The 20,433-nt window shown below is 74.0% G+C and carries 24 protein-coding genes; 11 read left to right on the top strand and 13 right to left on the bottom strand.

What is annotated here, in order from left to right:
• The first annotated feature begins 1 nt into the window (after window position 1).
• Window positions 2-463 carry a tRNA (cytidine(34)-2'-O)-methyltransferase gene (locus LFA75_RS22360; protein ID WP_225235780.1) on the top strand — a complete coding sequence of 154 codons (462 nt, stop codon included), beginning with the start codon at window positions 2-4 and terminating at the stop codon, window positions 461-463.
• Window positions 464-536: 73 nt separating this feature from the next.
• On the top strand, window positions 537-1,025 hold the full coding sequence (locus LFA75_RS22355; RefSeq protein ID WP_225235779.1) for a hypothetical protein: 489 nt from the start codon (window positions 537-539) through the stop codon (window positions 1,023-1,025).
• 394 nt (window positions 1,026-1,419) lie between these two features.
• On the opposite strand, the gene LFA75_RS22350 is transcribed toward LFA75_RS22355, so the two are convergent.
• Genes LFA75_RS22350 through LFA75_RS22340 form a run of 3 tightly spaced genes read right to left on the bottom strand, consistent with a single transcriptional unit; the run spans window position 1,420 to window position 2,443 of the window.
• Window positions 1,420-1,677 carry a Txe/YoeB family addiction module toxin gene (locus LFA75_RS22350; protein WP_225235778.1) on the bottom strand — a complete coding sequence of 86 codons (258 nt, stop codon included), beginning with the start codon at window positions 1,675-1,677 and terminating at the stop codon, window positions 1,420-1,422.
• Window positions 1,677-1,928 carry a type II toxin-antitoxin system Phd/YefM family antitoxin gene (locus LFA75_RS22345; protein WP_225235777.1) on the bottom strand — a complete coding sequence of 84 codons (252 nt, stop codon included), beginning with the start codon at window positions 1,926-1,928 and terminating at the stop codon, window positions 1,677-1,679. Before LFA75_RS22345 ends, LFA75_RS22350 begins: the two co-directional genes overlap by 1 nt.
• A 56-nt stretch (window positions 1,929-1,984) precedes the next feature.
• A complete protein-coding gene (locus LFA75_RS22340) occupies window positions 1,985-2,443 on the bottom strand; it encodes an SRPBCC family protein (protein WP_225235776.1) in 459 nt (152 codons plus the stop codon).
• A 71-nt stretch (window positions 2,444-2,514) separates the two neighbouring features.
• Between LFA75_RS22340 and LFA75_RS22335 the strand changes: the two genes are divergently transcribed.
• Window positions 2,515-2,757 (top strand): hypothetical protein, encoded by a 243-nt coding sequence (locus tag LFA75_RS22335; RefSeq protein ID WP_225235775.1) that lies wholly within the window; start codon window positions 2,515-2,517, stop codon window positions 2,755-2,757.
• A gap of 22 nt (window positions 2,758-2,779) precedes the next feature.
• Here the strand turns inward: LFA75_RS22335 and LFA75_RS22330 are convergent, their stop codons facing one another.
• Complete coding sequence (locus LFA75_RS22330; protein ID WP_225235774.1) at window positions 2,780-3,202, bottom strand: hypothetical protein; 423 nt, start codon at window positions 3,200-3,202, stop codon at window positions 2,780-2,782.
• Between the two features lie 99 nt (window positions 3,203-3,301).
• Here LFA75_RS22330 and LFA75_RS22325 point away from each other — a divergent pair, with 99 nt between their 5' ends.
• From LFA75_RS22325 to LFA75_RS22300, 6 genes are all read left to right on the top strand, one after another.
• On the top strand, window positions 3,302-4,078 hold the full coding sequence (locus LFA75_RS22325) for a glycerophosphodiester phosphodiesterase (protein ID WP_225235773.1): 777 nt from the start codon (window positions 3,302-3,304) through the stop codon (window positions 4,076-4,078).
• On the top strand, window positions 4,075-5,004 hold the full coding sequence (locus LFA75_RS22320) for a lysophospholipid acyltransferase family protein (protein WP_225235772.1): 930 nt from the start codon (window positions 4,075-4,077) through the stop codon (window positions 5,002-5,004). The genes LFA75_RS22325 and LFA75_RS22320 overlap by 4 nt, the downstream gene beginning before the upstream one ends.
• Window positions 5,001-6,338, top strand: coding sequence for an MFS transporter (locus LFA75_RS22315; protein ID WP_225235771.1), 1,338 nt, complete (start codon window positions 5,001-5,003; stop codon window positions 6,336-6,338). Before LFA75_RS22320 ends, LFA75_RS22315 begins: the two co-directional genes overlap by 4 nt.
• On the top strand, window positions 6,335-7,063 hold the full coding sequence (locus LFA75_RS22310) for a thymidine kinase (protein WP_225235770.1): 729 nt from the start codon (window positions 6,335-6,337) through the stop codon (window positions 7,061-7,063). The genes LFA75_RS22315 and LFA75_RS22310 overlap by 4 nt, the downstream gene beginning before the upstream one ends.
• A gap of 157 nt (window positions 7,064-7,220) precedes the next feature.
• Window positions 7,221-7,565: an RNA polymerase-binding protein RbpA gene (locus LFA75_RS22305; RefSeq protein WP_225235769.1), complete on the top strand. Its 345-nt coding sequence runs from the start codon at window positions 7,221-7,223 to the stop codon at window positions 7,563-7,565.
• A 292-nt stretch (window positions 7,566-7,857) separates the two neighbouring features.
• Window positions 7,858-9,042 (top strand): IS30 family transposase, encoded by a 1,185-nt coding sequence (locus LFA75_RS22300; protein WP_404820981.1) that lies wholly within the window; start codon window positions 7,858-7,860, stop codon window positions 9,040-9,042.
• A 64-nt stretch (window positions 9,043-9,106) separates the two neighbouring features.
• Here the strand turns inward: LFA75_RS22300 and LFA75_RS22295 are convergent, their stop codons facing one another.
• The 8 genes from LFA75_RS22295 to kdd form a co-directional block, all read right to left on the bottom strand.
• Window positions 9,107-9,577, bottom strand: coding sequence for an FxsA family protein (locus LFA75_RS22295; RefSeq protein WP_225235768.1), 471 nt, complete (start codon window positions 9,575-9,577; stop codon window positions 9,107-9,109).
• Window positions 9,574-10,359 (bottom strand): polyprenol monophosphomannose synthase, encoded by a 786-nt coding sequence (locus tag LFA75_RS22290; RefSeq protein ID WP_225235767.1) that lies wholly within the window; start codon window positions 10,357-10,359, stop codon window positions 9,574-9,576. Before LFA75_RS22290 ends, LFA75_RS22295 begins: the two co-directional genes overlap by 4 nt.
• Entirely contained in the window at window positions 10,356-11,972 is a 1,617-nt protein-coding gene (lnt, locus tag LFA75_RS22285) for an apolipoprotein N-acyltransferase (RefSeq protein WP_225235766.1), read from the bottom strand. The genes LFA75_RS22290 and lnt overlap by 4 nt, the downstream gene beginning before the upstream one ends.
• Before the next feature lie 276 nt (window positions 11,973-12,248).
• The gene (gene kal / locus LFA75_RS22280) at window positions 12,249-12,653 is read right to left on the bottom strand and encodes a 3-aminobutyryl-CoA ammonia lyase (RefSeq protein WP_225235765.1); all 405 of its coding nucleotides are present in this window, start codon (window positions 12,651-12,653) and stop codon (window positions 12,249-12,251) included.
• Window positions 12,650-13,390: a lysine 5,6-aminomutase subunit beta gene (kamE, locus tag LFA75_RS22275; protein ID WP_225235764.1), complete on the bottom strand. Its 741-nt coding sequence runs from the start codon at window positions 13,388-13,390 to the stop codon at window positions 12,650-12,652. Before kamE ends, kal begins: the two co-directional genes overlap by 4 nt.
• A complete protein-coding gene (kamD, locus tag LFA75_RS22270; protein WP_225235763.1) occupies window positions 13,387-14,973 on the bottom strand; it encodes a lysine 5,6-aminomutase subunit alpha in 1,587 nt (528 codons plus the stop codon). Before kamD ends, kamE begins: the two co-directional genes overlap by 4 nt.
• Window positions 14,970-16,484, bottom strand: coding sequence for an amidohydrolase (locus tag LFA75_RS22265; protein ID WP_225235762.1), 1,515 nt, complete (start codon window positions 16,482-16,484; stop codon window positions 14,970-14,972). The genes kamD and LFA75_RS22265 overlap by 4 nt, the downstream gene beginning before the upstream one ends.
• Window positions 16,481-17,503, bottom strand: coding sequence for an L-erythro-3,5-diaminohexanoate dehydrogenase (gene kdd, locus LFA75_RS22260; protein WP_225235761.1), 1,023 nt, complete (start codon window positions 17,501-17,503; stop codon window positions 16,481-16,483). Before kdd ends, LFA75_RS22265 begins: the two co-directional genes overlap by 4 nt.
• 111 nt (window positions 17,504-17,614) lie before the next feature.
• Between kdd and LFA75_RS22255 the strand changes: the two genes are divergently transcribed.
• Window positions 17,615-19,039: a KamA family radical SAM protein gene (locus tag LFA75_RS22255; RefSeq protein ID WP_225235760.1), complete on the top strand. Its 1,425-nt coding sequence runs from the start codon at window positions 17,615-17,617 to the stop codon at window positions 19,037-19,039.
• Between the two features lie 18 nt (window positions 19,040-19,057).
• Window positions 19,058-19,576: a GNAT family N-acetyltransferase gene (locus tag LFA75_RS22250; protein WP_225235759.1), complete on the top strand. Its 519-nt coding sequence runs from the start codon at window positions 19,058-19,060 to the stop codon at window positions 19,574-19,576.
• Here LFA75_RS22250 and LFA75_RS22245 read toward each other — a convergent pair.
• Entirely contained in the window at window positions 19,551-20,432 is an 882-nt protein-coding gene (locus LFA75_RS22245) for a lysophospholipid acyltransferase family protein (protein ID WP_225235758.1), read from the bottom strand. The two genes, LFA75_RS22250 and LFA75_RS22245, sit on opposite strands and share 26 nt — an antisense overlap.
• Between the last annotated feature and the right edge of the window lies 1 nt (window position 20,433).

Raw genomic sequence — 20,433 nt, 5'->3', positions numbered from 1 at the left:
CGTGTTCCACATCGCCTTCCACGAACCCCGCATCCCGCCGAACACCGGCAACGCGATCCGGCTCGTGGCGGCCACCGGGGCGCACCTGCACCTGATCGGTCCGCTGGGGTTCGACCTGTCCGACGCCAAGCTGCGGCGGGCGGGGCTGGACTACCACGACCTCGCCTCGGTCACCGTGCACGACGGCCTGCCCGAGTTCCTCGCCGCGGTGCCCGCCGCCCGGGTCTTCGCCTTCACCGCCTCGGCCACGACCCGGTACACCGACGTCGCCTACCGGCCCGGGGACGTGCTGCTGTTCGGCCCGGAGCCGACGGGGCTCGCCGAGGAGGTCCTGGCCGACCCGCGGGTGACCGACCGGCTGCGGATGCCGATGCTGGCCGGCCGGCGGTCGCTGAACCTGTCGAACGCCGCGGCGATCGCCGCCTACGAGGCCTGGCGCCAGCACGACTTTGACGGCGCCTGAGCCCGCCCTGGCGCTCGGGCTGCCGATAGAACATCGTGTAGCCCCACCAGGTGGACCAGCTCCGGAGGTCGACGTGACGCGACTCAGCCCTCAGCTCTACCGGACCGCGCTGGACCTGGTGGCCGCCCGCCAGCAGGACGAGTACGCCGTCTTCGAGGTCGTGCTGGAGGAGCTGTCCGGCGCGCCGGACGGCCTGGGGGTACTGGGCGTGCTCGCGGTGACGAACCTGTCGGTGCGGCAGGCCAGCGCCGTCGGCCGGTGCCCGGCGTCCCGGGTGCTCGACGGGTTGCGGGTGCAGCCGGTGCCGGCCGCCCAGCCGGTGGTGCCCACCGTCCTGACGCTGCTCTACACCGCGACCGAGGACCTGGGGGAGGCCAGCCGACTGGCCCACGACCTCGGGTCCGACGACCGGGCCGAGCCCTGCATGGTCGTGCTGGCCGACGTGTCGATCGCGATGGCCGAGCGGCTGACCGCGTTCTGCGGCGTGCCGCAGCCGCAGATCATCGCCTCGTGGCGTCAGCAGGCAGAGGCGATGATCGCCGACGACAGCTGGGCCGCCTGAGCGGGGTCTGAACTCCGTTACCTGACATAATGTCGATTATCGGCAGAGTCCAGAACGGCCGAGAGGGGTCTGGTGGGCCGTCCGCCGGACGGCTCGGACGTCGCAGCCCAGCACCGCGCCGACCAGGACGTCGTCAGCTCGTCCGGACCGTCGGTCGTCGTAAACGAACGCCCTGTCGCGACGCTTGTGCACCCCGACGCCTCGGCGTCCACCGGTCGCCGGCGCGGACCCCGGCTGCACGTCGACCGGCGGCCGCCCGACCCGACCGCTCGGCACCCGGCGAACAGCCGAGCCCGGCCCGATGACCCCCGATGTCGGGCCCTGGTCCAGATGGCCGCCGCTCCCCCCGGACCCACCGAGACCAGCCCGGTTGCGTCACGGTGACGCAATGACGTCACTCGTAGTGGTACCGGCAGGCAGCGATCCGGACAGCGTCGTCGTCGACGCGGTAGACCAGTCGGTGCTCCTCGGTGATCCGCCGGGACCAGTAGCCGTGGAAACCGTCCCGCAGCGGCTCGGGCTTGCCGATGCCGTCGTTGCCGTTGCCTGCGATGTCCGCGATCAACGTGTTGATGCGCCGCAGGACCTTGCGGTCCTGCTGCTGCCACCAGAGGTAGTCGTCCCAGCCGTCCTGGTCGAAGACGACGCGCATCAGCCGTCGGGGTCGACGAGCTCCCGCTCGACGCCGCCGCCGGCCTCGAGCCGTTCGACCGACGCCAGCAGGCGCCGGGCGTTGGCCGGGCTGCGCAGCAGGTGGGCGGTCTCCTTGAGCGACTCGTACTCGTCGAGGGCGACGATCACCGCGGGCTCGTGGCCGGCGCGGGTGATGATCACTTCCTCGCGGTCGTCGACGACGCTGCTGAGCACCTCCGCGTACCGGGCACGGGACTCGCTGTAGCTCATGGTCCGCACGGGCCACCCCCTTGTACGCAAAACCGTACGACTCGGCGACCGGGCGGTCAACGGACGCGCTGCACCTGCTCCCCCAGCCGAGTCAGGCCCTTCTCGAACACCGGACCCAGCACCTTCTCCATCGGCACCACCCGGGCGGCCACCCGCATGAGCCGGTTGAGCGTGCCGGTGCCGGCCCAGGTGACCCGGGTGCCGCCGTCCACCTCGGTGAGCGTGAACGTCGACGTGCTGCGCGAGCGCAGCGGCTTGGTGTTCTCCTGCTCGACGACCACCCGGGTGGCCGACACGTCGGTCAGCTCCATCCGGCCGGCGCCGGCCTTCATCGACCCGGCCCAGGCGTAGCTGCTCCCCACCCCGGACCCGTCGTAGGTCCGCTGCATGTCCGGGTCGAGGTCCTCGAACGGCGACCAGTCGCGCCACCGGCGGAAGTCGACCAGCCGCTCCAGGACGGCGGCGGGCGGCGCCGCGACGACGGTCTCGCGGGTCACGGTGTAGGTGTCGGCCACGGCGGGATGGTGCCAGACCACGGTCGGGTGTCGGGTGCCCGCGGACCCGGCGGGTCGCCTAGGCTCCGGGCATGGAGATCCGCCGTCCGGTCGTCACCGCCGTCACCGCCCTCGTCCTGCTCGGTGGCGGGGCCGCCCTGACCGGTTGCAGCGACACCGACGGCCTGGGTCAGCGCAGCGGCACGTCGAAGGACTCCACGGACAACCTGTCGGGCAACGACCCGACCGACGTCTCCCAGGGCAGCGTCTACAACCACGGCAACCAGGACCCCGCGGGCGACGTCGGCATCGAGGAAGGCGCGCCGGTCGACTGACCGGCCTGCCCCGGTCGGCGGGTCAGCCCGCCGACCGCCCGGTCAGCCACAGCTTGTCCAGCCGGCCCGTCGAGCGCACCAGCTCCGACAGCGCCCGCTCCAGCTCGGCCTTGGTCGGCTTCTCCGTCAGCAGGGTCTGCACGTCCTCCAGGGCGCAGCGCAGCTGGAACAACCTGTCCTGCAGGCCGTCGAGCTCCGTGCGGGTCACCAGCACGACGTCGGGCGACAGGCCGGCCTTCGCGGTGGCCGAGCGCTGCTCGTAGGCTCGCTGCCGGCACGCCTGGCCGCAGTACAGCCGCGGCCGCCCCACGGACTCCTGCTCCGGCAGCACGTTGCGGCACCAGCCGCAGCGGCGTTCCTCGGCGTCGGCCGGGCGCCGCCGGGACCGCCGGGAAGACGCACCCGGCGCCGGGACGTCGTGCGTCACGACCTGCTCTGCCACCACGAGCGGAAAGGTAGACGTCCAGCGCCCGCACAGGGGCCGGACACGCCCGCACGACCCCCGGCAGCGGCGCGTCGCACGGTCGCCCAATAGCGTGACGGCGTGCCGGTGCCGCGCTTCCCGTTCCTCGACGGGCCCACACCGCTGGCCATGGCCCACCGCGGCGGCGCGATCGAGCACGTGGAGAACACCCGGCCGGCGTTCCAGGCCTGCGTCGACCTGGGCTACCGGTACCTAGAGACCGACGTCCGGGCGACCGCCGACGGCGTGCTGGTCGCCTTCCACGATGCCGTCCTGGACCGGGTGACCGACCGGGTCGGCCGGGTCGACGCGCTGCCCTGGAGCGAGGTGCAGGGGGCGCTGATCGGCGGCCGTGACCCCGTGCTGCCGCTGGAGGAGCTGCTCACCGCCTGGCCCGACGTCCGCTTCAACATCGACGTGAAGACCGCCGGGGTCCTCGCTCCCCTGGCCGCGCTCATCAGGCGCACCGGCACCCTGCACCGCATCTGCCTGGCCTCGTTCTCCGACGCCCGGGTGGCGGCCGCCCGCCGGCTGCTCGGGCCCGAGCTGTGCACCTCGCTGGGCCCCAAGGGCGTGGCCGCCCTCCGGCTGTCCTCCTGGTCGCCCCGCGCGGCCGGCCTGGTGCGGATCCAGGCGGGCTGCGCCCAGGTGCCGGTGCAGCTGGGCGGGCGACCGCTGGTCGACGAGCGGTTCGTGGCCGCGGCGCACGAGCGGGGCCTGCAGGTGCACGTCTGGACCGTCGACGACCCCGTCGAGGTCGACCGCCTGCTGGACCTCGGCGTCGACGGCATCCTCACCGACCGGCCCACCATGCTGCGCGAGGTGTTCACCCGCCGCGGGGTCTGGGGCCCGGCATGAGGGAACGGCTGCGGACCTGGCGACCGGCCACCCCACCGCTGCCCGCCGACCTCGAGGCCTCCGTCGTCGACACCGACCCCGAGTGGTTCGGCCGGGAGCTGGCGATCGCCGCGCAGCCGCCCTGGTGGCTGTGGCGCCTCGCGCTGACCACCGTGTCGCCCGCGGTGTCCCTGTTCGGCCGGGTGCTGGTCACCGGGTCGGTCCCGGAGCACCTGCGGCGTGGCCCGCTGATCCTGGCCGCGAACCACATCGGCGACTACGACACCTTCACCGTCGCCGCCGCGCTGCACGGGGTCGGGGTGGTCCCCCGGTTCCTGGCCACCGGCGGGATCATGAAGGCCCCGGTGGCCGGACCCGTCCTCGAGCGGTCCGGCGGCATCCGGGTGGACCGCGGCACCGACGTCGCCGCGCACGCCATGCGGGTGGTGCTGGTCGCGCTGGAGCACGGCGGGCAGGTGCTGGTCTACCCCGAGGGCCGGGTGGGCCTGACCGCCGACGGCTGGCCCGAGCGCGGGCGCACCGGCCTGGCCCGCCTGGCGCTGCAGACCCGGGTCCCGGTCATCCCGGTCAGCCAGTGGGGTGCCCACGAGGTGCTGCAGTACGGCAACGACTGGGGCAAGCTGCGCACCGCGCTGTCGGCGGCCTGGCGGCAGCCGGCGCTGCGGGTGCACGTCGGCGCCCCGGTGCCCCTCGACGACCTGGAGCCCGGCCGGACCGGGGACGCCAACCGGGCCCGCACCCGCATCATGGCTGCCATCACCCGGGGTCTGGTCCCGCTGCGCGCCCATGAACCCACCGACCGGATCGCCTTCGCCGACCCCACCCGCCCGGTGAAGGCCGTGGCCGCCTTCCCCGGAGGACTCGTGCCCGCCGACGTGCCCGGTGCTGGACCACCCCCGCCCCCGGCTGGCACCCTGCGCCGGTGAGCGCAGCCCAGGGCACCACCAGCACCCCCGACCGGGCACTGCGCCGCGAGCGCACCGGTTGGTACTCCTACGACTGGGCGATGTCGGTGTTCAACACCAGCGTCACCACCGTCTTCCTGGGGCCCTACCTGACCTCGGTGGCCCGCGACGCCGCCGGCCCGGACGGGAAGCTGGGCTTCCTGGGGATCGACCCGGGCAGCTGGTTCTCCTTCGTGCTGTCGTTCTCCGTCGTCGTCCAGGTCGTCGTGCTGCCGATCACCGGCGCCGTGGCCGACCGGACCGGACGACGGCGCGAGCTGCTGGCCGGGTTCGCCTTCCTCGGCGCCGCCTCGTGCACCGGCCTCTTCTTCGTCGCCGACGGCCGCTACGTGCTGGGGGCCGGGCTGTTCGTGCTGGCCAACATCAGCTTCGGCGCGGCCACCGTCGTCTACTACTCCTGGCTGCCCGACCTCGCCAGGCCCGACGAGCGCGACAAGGTCTCCAGCCGGGGCTGGGCGGTCGGCTACGTGGGCGGCGCGCTGCTGCTCGCCGTCCACCTGGGGCTGTTCCTGTCCGCGGAGTCCCTCGGGCTGACCGAGGGCGAGGCGGTGCGGATCTGCCTGGCCACCGCCGGCCTGTGGTGGGGCGCCTTCACCGTCTTCACCGTGTCCCGGCTGCGCAACCGGCCGGTAGCGGTCACCGAGGGCCGGACGGGGAGCGGGTTCCGGCAGCTGGCGAGCACGCTGAAGGAGATGCGGGCCTTCCCGCTGACCCTCTGGTTCCTCGGCGCCTACCTGCTGTTCAACGACGGCGTGCAGACCGTCATCTCGCTGTCGGCGGTCTACGCCACCGAGGAGCTGGACCTCGAGCAGTCGGTGCTCACCGGCGCCATCCTCATGGTCCAGGTGGTCGCCATCGCCGGCGCCCTGGGCCTGGGGCGGGTCGCCGCCCGGTACGGCGCCACCCGGACCGTCCTGGGCTGCCTGGTGGCCTGGACGGCGGTGCTGGTGGCCGCGTTCTTCCTGCAGACCGGCGCCGTCGCGCAGTTCTACGCGCTGGCCGCGGTGATCGGGCTGGTCCAGGGCGGCACGCAGGCGCTGTCCCGGTCGCTGTTCAGCCACCTGATCCCGGCGGGCAAGGAGGCCGAGTACTACGGCTTCTACGAGATCAGCGACCGCGGTACCAGCTGGCTCGGCCCGCTGGCGTTCGGCCTGACCTACCAGCTCACCGGCTCCTACCGGCTGGCCATCATCAGCCTTGTGGTCTTCTTCGTCGCCGGGTTCGTGCTGCTGGCCCGGCTGCCCATGCGCCGCGCCGTCCTGGCCGCGGGCAACACCCCGCCGGAGATGCTGTGAGCCAGCCCGTGTCGGTCCCGGCGTCCGGGGACCGGCGCCGGCACGCGGCGCCGGCGCACCTGACGTTCTTCCACGGCCCGATGGACTGCGGGAAGTCCACGCTGGCCCTGCAGGTGGACCACAACCAGAGCCGGCAGGGCCGGCAGGGGCTGCGGCTGACCCAGGGCGACCGGTCCCGGGCACCGCAGATCAGCAGCCGGGTGGGGCTCTCCCGCGAGGCGGTGGAGCTCGACGCCGACACCGACGTCCGGCTGATGGTCCGGGACCGCTGGGCCGGCGGGCACCGGGTGGACTACGTGGTCGTGGACGAGGCGCAGTTCCTCACCGGCCGCCAGGTCGAGCAGCTGGCCGAGCTGGTCGACGAGTCGCACGTCGACGTCTACGCCTTCGGCCTGACCACCGACTTCCGCGCCGAGCTGTTCCCCGGCACCCGGCGGCTGTTCGAGCTGGCCGACGTGGTGCAGCGGATCCAGGTCGAGGTGCTGTGCTGGTGCGGGGCGCCCGGGCTGCTCAACGCCCGGGTAGTGGACGGCGCGATGGTGCGGGAGGGCGAGACCGTGGTGGTCGCCGACACCGCCCCGGGTCCGTCGGAGGAGGACACCCGCTACCAGGTGCTCTGCCGGCGGCACCACGTCCGGGGCCAGCTCGGACCCACCCCCACCGGACCGGGTCAGCTCAGCTTCCCCGGGCAGCAGCTGGCCGACGGGCAGGTGTCCGTGCGATGATGACCGACTGACGAGACGGAATCTCCGTCCGACTTCCGTCGTTGATCCGATCGGCCCCGTCCGGGTGACTGCCCGCAGCTCGCGCTGCGGATGCGTCAGCGGCCCGCCGATGGGGCATCGAGCACGGACCACCACGAGCACGAGAGGACGGTGTGCCATGGGCGAACGTTCCCTTCGCGGCAGCCGACTGGGCAGCGTCAGCTACGAGACCGAGCGCAACACCGCGCCGATCGACCGGCAGTACGCCGAGTACCGCTGCGAGCAGAACCACATCGTCACGGTGCCCTTCGCCGACGACGCCGAGCTCCCGGACACCTGGGAGTGCAAGTACGACGGTTCCGCCGCCAAGCTGGTGGGCGGGGCCGAGCCGGCCCCCAAGAAGGTCAAGCCCCCGCGCACGCACTGGGACATGCTCCTGGAGCGCCGCTCGGAGGCCGACCTCGAGGAGGTCCTGGCCGAGCGCCTCGACGTCCTGAAGACGCGCCGCACCAAGGTCAGCTGAAGCACGCAGAAGGGCCCCTCCGGATCACGGCGGGTTCTAACGGTCGCTGCAACACCCGAGCACTTCGGGAGTTGCAGCGACCGTGTCGTTCCAGGACATCTCAGACCCAGCTCGGGATCGCGTGCGGGTGAAGGCGGCGTTCTTTGCATCCTTCGATCGCACTGGCAGCGTCACGGTGTCAGCGGCCGAGGTCGGAGTCGGGCGCAGCTTGGCGGCTGGTTGGACCCGCGCTGCCGGTGTGCGGTCACGACGCCAGTACACCGGGCATCCCGGTCGCGGTGAGTACGAGCGTCTGCGGGCTGGTGGTGCCACCCGGCGGGCGGCTGCGGCGTCGGTCGGGGTCAACGTGCGCACCGCGCAGGACTGGGACAAGGGCATCCGCAAGGTCAACTCCCGGCGGCTGCATCCCGATGGTCGGGTCGTGGACTACGCCGCCGGCACGATCACCCACCAGCCATCGTTGCCGGCGGTGGAGAAGGTGCTGCACCACCGCTTCCTGAGCCTGGCCGAGCGGGAGCAGATCGCCGACCTGCGCGCCGCGGGCCACTCGATCCGCCACGTCGCTGCAGCACTGGACCGTCCGCCCTGCACGGTCAGCCGCGAGCTGACCCGCAACACCGACCCCGGCGGCGCCTACCGGCCCCACGGCGCCCACCGCGCAGCTGCAGGACGCCGGGCACGACCCAAGACGGCCAAGCTGGCCACCGACGGGCCGCTGCGCGCGGCGGTGCAGGCCGGGCTGGATGAGCGCTGGTCACCGGAGCAGATCCACCACACCCTGCGTCAGGATCACCCCGGTGACCAGGACAGGCAGGTGAGCACCGAGACGATCTACCAGGCCATCTACCTCCAAGCCCGCGGCGGACTGCGCCGGGAACTGGCCGTCGCGTTGCGGACCGGGCGAACCCGCCGCACACCTCACCGCGATCCCGCCGCCCGCACCTCCCGGTTCACCGACCCGATGGTCATGATCAGCGAGCGGCCTGCCGAGGTCGAGGACCGTGCCGTGCCCGGGCACTGGGAAGGCGACCTGATCATCGGCGCCGACGGTGCATCGGCGATCGGCACCCTGGTCGAGCGCACCACCCGCTACGTGATGCTGGTGCACCTACCTAACGGGCGGACCGCCGAGGCAGTCCGCGATCAGCTCGTGGCCACCATGGCCACGCTGCCCGGGCATCTACGCGGCTCTCTGACCTGGGACCAGGGCGCGGAGATGGCCGCTCACCGATCCTTCAGCATGGCTACCGGGATGCCGGTCTACTTCTGCGACCCGGCCAGCCCCTGGCAACGCGGCTCCAACGAGAACACCAACGGACTACTCCGCCAGTACTTCCCCAAGGGAACTGACCTGGCCGCCCACGGCCCCGCCGACCTCGAACACGTTGCCCAGCAGCTCAACGGCCGACCACGCAAGACGCTGGACTGGCAGACCCCAGCCCAGCGTCTGCGTGCTCTACTGCAACCGGCCTACTGACCAGCGGTGTTGCGACGACCCCTGGAATCCGCCCACTCCGGAGGGGCCCTTCTGCGTGTCGGGGTCAGCGCTCGACGACGGTGCCCTCGATGACCGCCGGGCGGTCGGCGGGCTCGGGGTGCACCTGGGCCGGGCGGGTGCTCTGCACCCGGACCGGGCCGCGGGCGCGGTCGGGCAGCCGGTTCAGCACCGCCCGGGCGATCAGCGCCCGGGGCAGCTTGCGGGTCCCGGGCAGCAGGCAGAGCAGGCCCAGGAGGTCACCGAGGAACCCGGGCAGGATCATCAGCGCTCCCCCGGCGGCGATCAGCCCGGCGTCGCCCAGCGCGGTGCCCGGGGCGCGGTGCTCCTGGGCCCGCAGCCGCAGCTCGGTGAGCGTCTTTGTGCCCTGCTTGGCCAGCAGCACCCAGCCCAGTGCGCTGGTCACCAGCGCGGCCAGGATGGTCCAGCCCACCCCGATCCAGGCGGCGACGGCGATGAACACCGCCACCTCCGCCAGGGCACCCAGGCCCAGCAAGGTGCGCAGTCGGCTCGTCATGTCGGTCCTCCGGTTCGCGTTCGGGCCGGCACGGGTCGGGGCACTCGGCCGGGCAGCCGATCGGCCACCCGGTCCAGCAGGCCCCACCAGGTCACCCGGGCCAGTGCTTCCCCAACGATCGAGGAGCTCATCTTGCTCCTGCCGGCCGTGCGTTCGCTGAAGGTGATCGGCACCTCGACCACCCGGGCCCCGCTGCGGACCGCCCGCCAGGCCCAGTCGACCTGGAAGCAGTAGCCCTGGCTGGCCACCACGTCGAAGGGCAACCGGGCCAGCAGGTCGGCCCGGGCGGCCCGGAAACCACCGGTCGCGTCGGTGAGCGGCAGGCGCAGGACGCGCCGGGTGTAGACGTTGCCGATCCGGGATATCGCCAGCCGGTGGGCCGGCCAGTTCTCCACCCGGCCACCGGGCACGTACCGCGAGCCGAGCACCAGGTCGGCGTCGGCGAGGGCGGCCAGCAGGTCGGGCAGCTGCTCGGGCGGGTGCGACCCGTCGGCGTCCATCTCGACCACCACCGGCCAGCCGTGCTCGCGGGCCCAGCGGAAACCGGCGACGTAGGCCGGCCCCAGGCCCGCCTTGGCGGTGCGGTGCAGCACGTGCACCCGCTCGTCGGCGGCGGCCAGCCGGTCGGCCAGCTCGCCGGTCCCGTCGGGCGACCCGTCGTCGACGACCAGCGCGTGCGCGGTGGGGACGGCGGCGTGCAGCCGGGTGGGGACCGCCTCGAGGCTCTCGATCTCGCAGTAGGTCGGGACGACGACCAGCACACCGTCGGCGGGGGCGGTCACCGGGCGGCTCGGCGGGGGCGGACCCCGCCCGCCACGACGGCCAGGAAGGCACCCAGCCCGAGGACGGTGAGGGCCACCTCGGGCCAGACCCCCACCCGGGCGGCGACCGTCGTCCCGTCGCGCTGGGCGATGTCCTCGACGAACGTGGCCGGGGTGAACAGGTCCGAGCTGCGGATCAGCGAGCCGTCGGGGGCGATGACCGCGCTGATGCCGCTGGTCGAGGCCATCACCACCGAGCGGCCGAACTCCACCGCGCGCAGCCGGCCCATCGCCAGCTGCTGCGGGCTCTCGTCGGAGAAGCCGAAGGTGGCGTTGTTGGTCTGCACCACGATCATCGTGGCGCCGCCGTCGACCACGTCGCGGACCAGCCCGTCGTAGGCCACCTCGAAGCAGATGACGTCGCCGACCGTGGTGCCGGCCATGTCCAGGGTGCCGATCTCGGTGCCGGCGCGGAAGTCCGCGCGCACCAGGTCGACCTTGTCGCTGAAGAACCGGAAGAACGAGCGGGCCGGCACGTACTCGGCCAGCGGGACCGGGTGCCGCTTGACGTAGGTCTCCCCCGGGCCGGTCTCCGGGTCCCACACGATGGCGGTGTTGGAGATGAACCGGCCCGGGCCGCTGACCACGGCCCCGACCAGGATGGGGGCACCGATCGCCTGCGCGGCGCGGTCGATCGCGGCGGCGGCGTCGTCGTTGAGGTAGGGGTCGATGTCGGAGCTGTTCTCCGGCCAGATGACCAGGTCGGGCTGGGCGACCTCTCCGGCGGCCACCTGCGCGGCCAGCGCCTGCGTCTCGCTCACGTGGTTGTCCAGCACGGCCCGGCGCTGGGCGTTGAAGTCCAGCCCGGCGCGGGGCACGTTGCCCTGCACGACCGCGACCGTGCGGGTCGGCCCGCCCTCGGTCAGCGACCCGCCGGCCAGCGGCAGCGCGGCCGCGGTGCCCAGGAGCGGGACGGCGAGCGTGCCGACGACGGCGAGGGCGGCTGCGCGGAGGGACCGGGTGCGGCGCTCGGCGGCCGAGCTGTCCCGCCACGCCCGGGCCAGCGCCAGGCCGGCCGCGGCCAGCAGCGTGCCGGTGAGCGCGACGGCGAAGCTGACCAGCGCGACCCCGCCGTAGGCGGCGAACGCGGTGAACGGTCCCTCGGCCTGGCTGAAGCCCAGCCGGCCCCACGGGAACCCGCCCAGCGGCCACCTGCCGCGCAACGCCTCGTCGCCCACCCACAGGGCCGCCGCCCACAGCGGCCAGCCGCGCAGCCGGGCGGTGACCGCCAGCGCGCCGCCCAGCAGCGCGACGTAGAGCGCCTCGGTGACCGACAGCGCCAGCCAGGGGAACGATCCGACGTAGATCCCGGTCCAGGACAGCAGCGGCACGAAGAACGCCAGGCCGTGGACCAGGCCCAGCCACAGCCCGGCCCGGAGCCGGACACCCCGGGTGGCCAGGGACAGCGCCGCCGGACCGAGCACCGCGAGGAAGGAGAGGTCCCAGCCGGGGAAGGCGAAGAACAGCGCCGCTCCCCCGGCGGCCGCCAGCAGGGTGCGCAGCACCATGCCGGGGCGGCGACGCGGTGGGTCCGCGGCTGGGAGGTCGCGGTCCACCGACTCGATCACCGTCACGCCGCCCAGCATCCCACCCGGTGCCGACGGGACGGCGCAGCTGCCGCCGGCAGCGGCACCCCGGCCTTCGGGCCGGCGGTCCGGGCGACTGGCTGCGTCCGGTCCCGCCGTTGTCTGGTGGCGCGGGGTGCCGCCCGGCGGTCCGACCGACCTCGCCCCTTGACCAGGACCGGCGGCAGGATCGCGATGGTGCGACGGGGGAACACTAGGGAGCCCGGGACCCGTCGCACAGGCCATCGGGTCACCTGCGGCAGGGCGTTACCAGATCGTTACGTGTCACTCACGCTCGGTGGTCCCGGCCAGGGGGACGACGAGCGTCGCCGTCGCCTCGACCACCCGCAGCGGCTCGGCCAGCACGTCGGCCGCCGACGGGCCGCGGTCCGGGGCGGCCCGGGCGACCACGTCGGCCCAGCAGCGCAGCGTCCGCGACCGCCGGCCGACGGCCACCACCTCGCAGGAGGCCTCCAGCACGTCCCCGGCCTGCACCGGGGCCAGGAACCGGATGTCGGAGTAGCCGGCGAGCAGGCCCTCGTCGGCGTCCCCGACGATCGCGACCTCGGTGGCCACGTCGCCGAACAGGCCCAGGGTGTAGGCGCCGTCGACCAGCGACCCGCCGTAGTGGGCGTGCGCGTAGGGCACGTAGCGGCGGTGGGTGACGGTCAGTCCGACGGTCGCGGTCACGCGGGGACCTCCTCGGGGATCAGGGCGGAGACGAGGTAGGAGGCCACCTCGCCGGGGGTGGTGCCGCGGCCGAAGACCTTGTCGACGCCGAGTTCGCCGGCCATCGCCGGGTCGAAGCGCGGGCCGCCGACGACGAGCAGCGGACGGTCCTCCCCCATCGCCTCGCGGAACGCCCCGGCCAGCTCCCGGGTGTTGCGCAGGTGCGCGTCCTTCTGGGTCACCACCTGGCTGACCAGCACGGCGTCGGCGCGGGCGGCGCGGGCCTGGCCGACCAGCTCGGGCACGGTGACCTGGGCGCCGAGGTTGGCGACGTCCATCTCCCGGTAGTACTCCAGGCCCTTCTCCCCCGCGAAGCCCTTGAGGTTGAGGATCGCGTCGATGCCGACGGTGTGCGCGTCGGTGCCGATGCAGGCGCCCATGACCACGAGCTTGCGGTGCAGCCGGCTCTTGATCGCCCCGTTGACCTCCGCCGGGCTCATCAGCGGGTAGTCGCGCTCCTCGACCTCGACGGCGTCCAGGTCCACCAAGTGGGTGACCGACCCGTAGACGACGAAGAACGTGTAGCCGGTGCCGATGCCGTGGCTGTGCACCACCATCGCCGGGCTGATGCCCATCTTGGTGGCCAGCTGCAGCGCCGCCCCCTCGGCCTTCGGCCCGGGCGGCACGGGCAGGGTGAACGACGTCTGCACCATGCCGTCGCCGGTGGTGTCGCCGTACGGCCGGACGATCGAGCTCATCGGGATCCCTCCAGCAGCGCGGCCTGCATCAGCTCGGTGGCCGGGTCCAGGTGGTCGGCGTCCTTGACCACGACGCCGTCCAGGCCCTTGCCGCGGTCGGCCGGGCGCTTGGTGATGCCGAAGGTGCCGGCCGCGATCGAGGGCAGCAGGCCGTCCGCGGTGATCCGCTCCAGCAGGTCCACGGCCTCGCCGAGCACGGTGTGCGCCCGGGTGTCGATGAACCCGCCCGGCGGCGGGGCGAAGTCCTCGCCCAGCCCGCCGGCGGCGTCCAGCACGTAGCGCACGTTGCGCAGCGCCAGGTCCCGGTCGCTCAGCCACGGGGTGACCACGGCCTCGGTCATCATGCCGACCAGCAGGATCGACTGGCCGGTGAGCATCCCGGCCAGGTTGAAGAACCCGTCCAGCAGGTAGCCGCCGAACACGTCGCCGGTCATGTGCTTGGTGGGCGGCATCCACTTGAGCGGGGCGTCGGGGAACAGCGAGCGGGCCAGCATCGCGTGCGCCAACTCCAGCCGGAAGGACTCCGGGACGGCGGGGTTGATCTCGAAGGCGTGGCCCAGGCCCAGCTGCCAGTCCTCGAGCCCGGCCTCCCGGGCGAACCGCTCGTTGAGCAGCTGGCTGACCGTGACGGTGTGCGCCTCGTCGACCGCGTCGGCGGTGGTGAGGTAGTTGTCCTCGCCGGTGTTGATGATGATCCCGGCGCGGGCGTGCACCATCCGGCTGAACCGCTGGTCGACGAAGGTGCGGATCGGGTTGATGTCGCGGAAGAGGATCCCGTACATCGCGTCGTTCAGCATCATGTCCAGCCGCTCGAGGCCGGCCAGCGCGGCGATCTCGGGCATGCACAGCCCCGAGGCGTAGTTCGTCAGCCGGACGTAGCGGCCGAGCTCCGCGCTGACCTCGTCGAGGGCGGCCCGCATCAGCCGGAAGTTCTCCTGGGTGGCGTACGTGCCGGCGTACCCGGTGCGGGTGGCGCCCTCGGGCACGTAGTCCAGCAGCGACTGCCCGGTGGACCGGATGACGGCGATGACGTCGGCACCGGCCCGGGCGGCGGCCTGGGCCTGCGGGATGTCCTCGTAGATGTCGCCGGTGGCCACGATGAGGTAGATCCAGGGACGGCGCGGCGGGTCGCCGTGGGTGGCCACCAGGTCCTCCCGCCGGCGGCGGGCGTCGTCCACCCGGCCCAGGCCGGCGCCGACGGCGGCCAGTGCGGCCTCGCGGGCCTGCTCGTGGGCGGCACCGGTGGGCAGCTCGAAGCGGGCGGTGCCGGCCCCGACCTGCTCGGCGACGTCCTGCAGGCTCGCTGCCCGCCCGGAGGCGATGGCGTGCCAGACCGGCAGCGCGACGCCCGAGGCCAGCCCGACCTGGTCGCGGACGGTGTCCACCACGCGGTTCACCCAGGGGATCTCGCCCTCGCCGGTGACCGGGTCGGTGCCCTCCAGCCCGGCCAGCCGCAGCACGGCCCGCTCGACGGAGACGGTGGTGTGCCGACCGGCCAGGTCGATGACCGGCTGGGCGGCCTGCTCGGCCAGCTCGCGGGCCCGGGTGACGAGCCCGGGGTCCAGGGTCAGTCGTGCGCTCACGGTGCTCCTCGGACGACGTCGCCGGACACCAGGAGGCCGCGGCAGGTGGGGCGGGCGCGCTCGGCGAGCACTCCGGACAGGGTCAGGTCGGTGGCCCAGAGCGCCAGGTGCGCCGGTGCGCCCACGGCCAGCGGGCCGTCGCGGTGCTCCGCGCGGGCGGCGTGCCAGCCGCCGTGGGTGGCGGCGTCGTAGGCGTCGAAGGGGCGCAGGCCGGCGCCGGGCGTGCGGTGGTCGACGGCGGCGTGCACGCCGCCCCACGGGTCCAGCGGGGTGACCGGCGCGTCGCTGCCCAGGGCGATGGCGACCCCGCCGTCGGACAGGTCGGCCAGCGGGTTGCAGGCCAGCGCCCGCTCCACGCCCAGGCGCTCGGCGTACATGCCGTCGTCCCCGCCCCAGGCGGCGTCGAAGGCCGGCTGCACGCTGGCGACCATCCCCCAGCGGCGCATCTCGTCGATCGCGTCGGTGGACACCATCTCGACGTGCTCCAGCCGGTGCCGGCACGCCCGGACGGCGTCACGGCCCAGCTGCTCCCCCACCGCGGCGACCGCGGCCAATACCTGGTCCACCGCGGCGTCCCCGATGCAGTGGAACCCGGCCTGCACGCCGGCGGCGGTGCAGGCCCGGACGTGCTCGACCAGCTGCGCGGTCTCGAACCGCAGCACGCCCGAGGTCTCCGGCCGGTCGGCGTAGGGCGTCGACAGCGCGGCGGTGTGCGAGCCGAACGCGCCGTCGCAGAACAGGTCGCCGCCGGCGCCGGCCAGCCCCAGCTCGCGGACGACGTCCAGACCGCCGCGCTCGGAGAGCTCGCCCCACCAGCCCAGCACCAGCGGACCCGGATCCTGCCGACTCAGCGCGAGCACGCCGGCCAGGTCCTCGGCGCTGGACACCTCGGGACCGGCCATCTCGTGCACGCAGCCGATGCCGAGGTCGGCGGCCAGGTCCAGGGTGGCCCGCTGCGCCGCGGCGCGCTGGACCGGGTCGACCGCGCCGTAGGCGACCTGGCGGGCGGCGTGGTGGGCGTCCAGCCGGAGCCGGCCGTCGGCGGCGAAGCCGGGCAGGCCGGTGATGCCGGGGACCCGGTCCAGCAGCGCGGTGGACACCGTCGCGGAGTGCACGTCGACCCGGGCCAGGTAGACCTGCCGGTCGCCGACGACGGCGTCCAGGTCGTGCCGGGTGAGCGCGCGGCCCTCGGGCCAGGCCGTCTCCTCCCACCCGGTGCCCAGCACGATGCCGGTGGGGTGCGCCGCCACGTGCGCGGCGACGGCGGCCAGCGCCGAGCGCAGGCTGTCCGCCCCGTGCAGGTCCAGCCCGGTCAGCGCCAGACCGGTGGCGGTGGCGTGCACGTGGGCGTCGACGAACGCCGGGGTCAGCAGAGCTCCCCCGCCGTCCAGGGTGCGGTCCGCGCGCGGCGCACCGGCGGCGGGCCCGACCCAGGCGATCGCGCCGTCCACGACGTGCACGGCCCGGCCGGCGGCGTCGCCCACGGTGACGTCGGTGACCAGCAGGCTCATGGGTGGACGCGCGGGTCGACCAGCGCCCGCACCCCGGCGTTGCGGCGGTACAGGTCCAGGGCCAGGGCGGCGTGCCCCGGCGTGTAGCCGTTCCCGATCAGCATCGTCACGTCCGCTGCCATCCCCTCGGCGCCCAGGGCCGCCGCCGGGAAGGAGGTGGCCATCGAGAAGAAGACCACGGTGCCCCCGTCCACCGTCGCGAGGACCGCCCCGTGCTCGGCGCCGGGCACGTCGACGCAGACGACGGTGACGTCGACGGGCTCGCCGAGGGCGGCCGCGACGGCCAGCGGGTCGGTGGCGTCGGCGACGACGACCTCGTGCGCGAGGTCGGCGGCCCGCAGGGCGGCGGCCTCCCGCTCGTCCCGGACGACGCCCACCACCCGGCGGGCGTGCGCGTCGCGGGCCGCGGCCACCGACAGGCAGCCGGACTTGCCCGCCGCGCCCAGGACGGCGACCGAGGTGCCGCGGCGGACCACCCGCTCGGTGGCTGCCGGCGCCCCGCAGACGTCCAGCAGGGCCAGCGCGACGTTCTCGGGCAGGTCGTCGGGCAGCACCGCGGCGATGGACCGGGCGAACAGCACGGCGGTGCCCTGCGCCGGGACCTGCTCGCCGTGGCCGTCCCAGCGCGCCAGGCCGTCGGTGATCCGCAGCGGGGTCAGGGTGAGCGACACCAGGGTGGCCACCCGGTCGCCGACCGCCAGGCCGAGCGGTGAGGCCGGGCCGACCTCGGCGACCCGGCCGATGAGCATGCCGCCCGAGCCGGTGACCGGGTTCTGCATCTTGCCGCGCTCGGCGACGATCGCCAGCACGGCGTCGCGCACCGCCGCGCCGTCGCCGCCGTGCGCCTCGTGCAGCTGCCGGTAGGAGGCGGCGTCGAGGTTGAGCCGCTCGACGTCGATGCGCACCTCGTCGGGGCCGGTGGGCGCGTCGGGGTCCAGCCGGCGGGCGGCCTGGGGCAGCACCCCGACCGGCTCCAGCACCCGGTGCACCCCGAGTGCCCGCTCCGTCGCCGTCCGCACCTGGTGCCTCCTCAGTCCTGCTCCGACCCGTCGGTGCAGAACCTATCGTGAAAGTCACGTTTCACCGAACGATCTCCCGTATGGTGTCGACGTCGCCACCGGAAGTGCCGGTTGCAGCTGGAGGTCGTCGTGCTGGAGCAGCCCTACGAGTACACCGCCCGTGAGCTGGTCGAACCCGACTGGCGGCGGCTGCCGGGCTTCGCCGACGTCACCGCGGAGCAGTGGCGCAGCGCCCAGTGGCAGCGCGTGAACTGCGTGAAGAACCTGCGCCAGCTGCGCGGGGTCTACGGCGACCTGCTCGACGAGACCTTCTACGCCGACGTGGAGGCCGACCAGGCCGGCCGGGCCACGATGTCGCTCCTGCTGCCGCCGCAGATGCTCAACACGATGGTGCCGACCGCGGTCCCCACGACCGCGGCGATGCTGGCCGACCCGGTGCGCCGCTACATGCTCCCGGTGGCGTCGGACCGGCTGCCCGGCGCGGCCGCCAGCCACCCGTACGCCGCCCGCGACTCGCTGCACGAGCACGAGATGTGGGCCGTCGAGGGCCTGACCCACCGCTACCCCACCAAGGTGCTCGCCGAGCTGCTGCCCACCTGCCCGCAGTACTGCGGCCACTGCACCCGGATGGACCTGGTCGGCAACTCCACGCCGGCGGTCACCAAGCTGAAGTTCGACCTCAAGCCGGTCGACCGGCAGGCCGAGATGCTGGCCTACCTGCGGGCCACCCCCGGCGTCCGCGACGTCGTGGTCTCCGGCGGCGACGTCGCCAACCTGCCGTTCAAGAACCTGGAGGCCTTCGTCGCCGGGCTGCTGGAGATCGACTCGGTCCGCGACATCCGGCTGGCCACCAAGGCCCTGATGGGGATGCCGCAGCACTGGCTGCAGGACGACGTGGTCGCCGGGATGACCCGCCTGGCCGGCACCGCCCGGGCCCGCGGGGTGTCGCTCGCCGTCCACACGCACGTCAACGCCGCCCAGTCGGTGACGCCGTTGGTCGCCGAGGCCGCGCAGGCGATGCTGGCCGCCGGCGTGCGCGACGTGCGCAACCAGGGCGTGCTGCTGCACGGGGTGAACGACACCGCCGGCCAGCTGCTGGACCTGTGCTTCGCGCTGCTCGACGGCGCCGGGGTCACGCCCTACTACTTCTACATGTGCGACATGATCCCGTCGGCCGAGCACTGGCGGGTGCCGCTGTCGGTCGCCCAGACCCTGCAGCACGACCTGATGGGCTACCTGCCCGGCTTCGCCACGCCGCGGATCGTCTGCGACGTGCCCTACGTCGGCAAGCGCTGGGTGCACCAGGTCGCCGAGTACGACCGCGAACGCGGGATCAGCTACTGGACCAAGAACTACCGGACCGGGATCGAGCGCACCGACGAGGGCGCGCTGGACCGCCGCTACACCTACTACGACCCGATCCACACGCTCCCCGAGGCCGGGCAGCGCTGGTGGGCCGACCGGGCCGTCGACCCGGTCGCCGCCGACGCGGCCGCCGTCGCCTCCCGCGAGGCGTCGGTCGCGCAGCTGGGCTGACCGGGGTAGGCAGGGTGGGTGGAGCTGCTGCGGACCCCCCGGCTGCTGATCCGGGCCTGGACGACGTCGGACGACGACCTGGCCCGGCTCGAGGACCTCTACTCCCGCCCCGAGGTGCTGCGCTTCCTGTCCGGACCGCCGTCGGGCGGGGTGGCGGCGCTGGTCGGCCGGTGGGACGCGGTGCACGCCGCCGACGGGCGGGCCGGTTGCTGGGCGGTGCAGCCGCTGGACGGCGGTCCGGTGGCCGGCACGCTGCTGCTCAAGCCGCTGCCGAACGGGGTGGGTGAGTTCGAGGTCGGCTGGCACCTGCACCCGGACAGCTGGGGCCGCGGGTACGCGACCGAGGCGGCCGGCGGCGTGGTGCAGCGGGCCTTCGAGGACGGGCTGCCCGAGGTGTACGCGGTGGTCCGGCCCGGCAACGAGCGGTCGGTCGCGGTCTGCCGGCGGCTGGGGATGGACCCGCTGGGCCGCACCACCCGCTGGTACGGCGTGGAGTGCGAGGCCTTCCGGCTCAGCGCCCCCGACGTCGTCGACTGACCAGCGGGGCCAGCAGGTACCGGACCTTCTGCAGCGGGGTGCGCTGCACCTTCACCGCGGTGCCGCGCACGTCGTGGATGTCCAGCTCGTGCGCCTCCGCGGGGGTGGGCGCGGTGCCGCCGAGGTGGGCGGGCTGCCACCACCGGTCGTCGTCGCCGGCGGGGACGTCGGGGTAGCTGCGCTGAGCCTCGTCGAGCAGCTGCTCCATCGCCGCCTGCGTGCGGCGCAGCAGGGCCTGCGGCTTCTCCCCCGGCGCCGGCACCAGCGGCTCGCCCAGGAGGACGGTGACGGGCACCCCGCGGCGCAGCACCACCTTGTGGTTCTTGGTGGCCACCCGGTGCCCGCCCCAGACGGCGGCCGGGATGATCGGCACCCCGGCCTGCACGGCCATCCGGGCGGCGCCGGCCTTGAGCTCCTTGACGGTGAAGGAGCTGGAGATGGTGGCCTCGGGGAAGACCCCGACCACCTGGCCGTCCTTCAGCGCCCGGACGGCGACGTCGAAGGCGGCGGCGCCGGCGGTGCGGTCGACCGGGATGTGCTGCATGGCCCGCATGAACGGACCGGCGAACCGGTTGCCGAACACCGAGGCCTTGGCCATGAACCGGACCATCCGGTGCTGCGGCAGCGCGACGTACTCGAGGTAGATGAAGTCGAAGTAGCTCACGTGGTTGCTGGCGATCACCGCGCCGCCGGCTGCCGGCAGGTGCTCGGTGCCGCGGACGTCGAACCGGAAGCCGAACAGCCGCAGCACGGCCAGACCCATCCGGACGACGAACCGGTAGGGCCGGTCGCGCGGGTCCGGGGAGGGTCCGAAGAGGTCGCGGCGGACGACGTCGCGCCAGCTGGCCGTGGTCATG

This window comes from Klenkia terrae (assembly GCF_900491935.1).
GTDB classification, from domain to species: Bacteria; Actinomycetota; Actinomycetes; order Mycobacteriales; family Geodermatophilaceae; genus Klenkia; species Klenkia terrae.
Note: the sequence above shows the minus strand (reverse complement) of the source record. Positions and strands in the feature narration are given on the sequence as shown.

Excerpts from the sequence above, each read along its gene's own strand:
- LFA75_RS22350 (WP_225235778.1), bottom strand. The coding sequence starts at position 1,677 with ATGCGCGTCGTCTTCGACCAGGACGGCTGGGACGACTACCTCTGGTGG.
- LFA75_RS22345 (WP_225235777.1), bottom strand. The coding sequence starts at position 1,928 with ATGAGCTACAGCGAGTCCCGTGCCCGGTACGCGGAGGTGCTCAGCAGC.
- LFA75_RS22335 (WP_225235775.1), top strand. The coding sequence starts at position 2,515 with ATGGAGATCCGCCGTCCGGTCGTCACCGCCGTCACCGCCCTCGTCCTG.
- LFA75_RS22320 (WP_225235772.1), top strand. The coding sequence starts at position 4,075 with ATGAGGGAACGGCTGCGGACCTGGCGACCGGCCACCCCACCGCTGCCC.
- LFA75_RS22305 (WP_225235769.1), top strand. The coding sequence starts at position 7,221 with ATGGGCGAACGTTCCCTTCGCGGCAGCCGACTGGGCAGCGTCAGCTAC.
- LFA75_RS22295 (WP_225235768.1), bottom strand. The coding sequence starts at position 9,577 with ATGACGAGCCGACTGCGCACCTTGCTGGGCCTGGGTGCCCTGGCGGAG.
- kamE (WP_225235764.1), bottom strand. The coding sequence starts at position 13,390 with ATGAGCTCGATCGTCCGGCCGTACGGCGACACCACCGGCGACGGCATG.
- LFA75_RS22265 (WP_225235762.1), bottom strand. The coding sequence starts at position 16,484 with ATGAGCCTGCTGGTCACCGACGTCACCGTGGGCGACGCCGCCGGCCGG.
- LFA75_RS22245 (WP_225235758.1), bottom strand. The coding sequence starts at position 20,432 with ATGACCACGGCCAGCTGGCGCGACGTCGTCCGCCGCGACCTCTTCGGA.